The organism is Halorubrum sp. AJ67 (assembly GCF_000513435.1).
In genome coordinates, this window is record NZ_CBVY010000044.1 from 1 (window position 1) to 2420 (window position 2420).

The window sequence follows — 2420 nt, forward strand, 5'->3', positions numbered from 1 at the left end:
GTGAACGACCGTCTCGACGACGCGCTCACCGAGGGGACGCTGGTGCGGTTCCCCGAGGGCGAGTACCTGTTCGACGGGGAGTTCGAGATCGACGCCGACCGCGTCGGGGTGCTCGGCGAGGGCGACGTGCGGTTCGTCCCCCCGACCGGCCACACCGGGTTCCTGTTCAACTACGACCCGGTGCCGGACGACGTGCTCATCGAGAACGTCGACGTCGACATGCGCGCCGACGACACGACGACCGGGATCCGGCTCAGGTGCCGGAACCGGTTCCACATTCAGGACGTCGAGTTCCTCGGGCGGGGACTCACCGACAACTCGGGACAGGTCAGCGCCTTCCTGCTCGCGGTCACGAGCGAGGACGGGCGGGGGGTCCTGCGGAACGCGGTCGCGAAGAAGGGGTCCCGCGTCGACGGGTACGCGAGGGGCAACGGGCGGATCGGCGTCTGGGTCGGCTGGACGAACAAGGGGACCGTCCGCATCGAGGGGTGTGACTTCCGCGAGTTCGGCAACAACGGCACGTACACCTCTCGGACGCCCGGACAGGTGGAGATCGTCGACTGCTACTTCCTCAACAACAACGCCGCGAACGTACGCATCGGCGGGGAGGGGAGCTACATCGAGAACTGTACGGTCGAGATCGACTTCGAGAAGTACACCGGGCCGGAGCTGGGTGACATCTCCACCGGCTTCGGGATGCGCGGGGTTCAGATCGAGCAGGGCGTCCAGATCGAAGGGGCCCAGCCGATCCCGGCGGGGGCGGAAGTCCGCGACTGCGAGCTCGTGGGCAGGAATGCGCCCAACGGGATCGCCATGATCAACCTCTCGCCGCAGGGTCGGAGCCTCTCCGTCGAGAACACTCGCGTTCAGGTGGACATCGACCGGATGTGGGCGGTCCGTCGGGGGCGACCCGGTACGATCTCCTGGCGCGAGTGGCAGCAGACGTCGCCGGAGCCCCACTGGATCCGGATGGAGAACGTCAGCATCACCGGATCGGCGTCCGGCCGCGAGGCGGTCCGACTGGTCGAGGCGGACGACTCGGTCGTCCGGAACTGCTGTATCCACCAGTCCGGATCGAGCCGCGACGGGATCAACTTCGAGGACGCGAGCGGCGGCGTCGTCGAGGACTCGACCATCGACGTGACCGGCAGGGAGATCACCTTAGAGAACTCGACGGCGTCGAGCTCGTCGATAACCCGGGAGGGATCGTGCCCGTTCCCGAACCCCGAGCCGGCGTCGTCGGGGTCGACCGACGACTCCGAGTCGGAGGAGACCGACGACTCGACCGACGACTCCGCGGCGACCCGACCGGACGGCAGCCGGGAACTCGTCGTCGACGGGAGCGACACGTACGACCGGATCACGTACACGTTCACCGTCGAGGGGAGCGTCGCGGCCGGTCCGCGGGCCAACCCGGACGACGCGATCGACGGGACGACCGTCTCCGGGCAGGTCGAGGGCGGAATCGATTCCTTCTGGGTGACCGGCGAGTTCACGGACTTCCAAGTCGACGGCGACGCCGCGGTCCGGCTGGACGGCGAAACGGTCGAGCCGTCGGAGTTAGTCGTCTCGGAGACAGAGGAGTCCGACGATGAGACGGACGGCTCCGCGTCCGATGACAGCGATTCCACGAGCGGGGACAGCGGCCCGACGGACGATTCGACCGACGGCAAGGAGCTCGTCATCGACGGGAGCGACACGTACGACCGGGTCGACTACACGTTCACCGTCGAGGGGAGCGTCGCGGCCGGTCCGCGGGCCAACCCGGACGACGCGATCGACGGGACGGCCGTCACCGGACAGGTGGAAGGCGGAATCGACTCCTACGATGTCACGGGAGAGTTCACCGCGTTCGACGTCGACGGCGACGTGCCGGTCCGGCTGGACGGCGAGACGGTCGAGCCGTCGGAGTTGGTCGTCTCGGAGACGGAGGAGTCCGACGACGAGACGGACGACTCCGCGTCCGACGTCACCGGCTCCACGTCAGACGACACCGATTCCGACGCCGGCGGTTCGAACGACACGAGCGGGGACGGCGACTCGACCGACGCGCCGACGGAGGCGAAGACCCTCGTCATCGACGGGAGCGTCACCTACGACCGGATCGACTACACGTTCACCGTCGACGGGAGCGTCGCTCCCGGCGCGCGCGCCAACGAGAGCGACGAGATCGACGGGACGACCGTCTCGGGCCACGTTGAGGGCGGTATCGACTCCTACGAGATCACCGGCGAGTTCACCGCCTTCGAGGTCGACGACGACGTTCCGGTCCGGCTGGACGGCGAGACCGTCGACCCGGACGAGCTCGGCGCGACCGTCCGCACCGTCGAGATCGACGGCAGCCACACGACCGACCGGCTCGCGTACGCGTTCGGGACGGACGGGAGCGTCGCGGCCGGCGACGGCGCGACCGACGACGC

Annotated in this window: 1 protein-coding gene; it reads left to right on the top strand. The window is 68.6% G+C overall.

What is annotated here, in order from left to right; all coding sequences use genetic code 11:
• Positions 1–2420: hypothetical protein (locus BN903_RS17750; protein WP_228841122.1), on the top strand; the 2420-nt coding region annotated here is incomplete at both ends.